Annotated in this window: 1 protein-coding gene; it reads left to right on the top strand. The window is 42.6% G+C overall.

Going from position 1 to position 263, the window contains the following annotated elements:
• A partial coding sequence (locus IEX97_RS13010; protein WP_188883522.1) for a magnesium transporter occupies positions 1-263 on the top strand: 263 nt, incomplete at both ends.

Below are 263 nucleotides of genomic sequence, written 5' to 3'. Positions count from 1 at the left end.
TGGCTTGCTTTGCTTGCATTTGCCGGAACATTAACGGTTAATGTTTTAAATATGTTTGAATCAACTTTAAATGAGGTCATTGTATTGACCTTATTTATTCCCTTGCTCATTGGGATTGGCGGTAATACTGGATCTCAATCCTCCACAACCATCGTTCGTGCTTTAGCCGTTGAAGACGTCCGGGTCAGTGATTTTTTTATCATCGCTCTTCGGGAAACCAGTGTCGGAATTTTGTTAGGAATGACGTTAGGCGCCGCGGCTTA

Origin of the sequence: Paenalicyclobacillus cellulosilyticus, from assembly GCF_014647315.1 — a bacterium.
Taxonomy (GTDB): domain Bacteria; phylum Bacillota; class Bacilli; order Alicyclobacillales; family Alicyclobacillaceae; genus Alicyclobacillus_J; species Alicyclobacillus_J cellulosilyticus.
The sequence above is the reverse complement of the archived record's forward strand: the minus strand, read 5'-3'. Positions and strand labels throughout refer to the sequence as shown.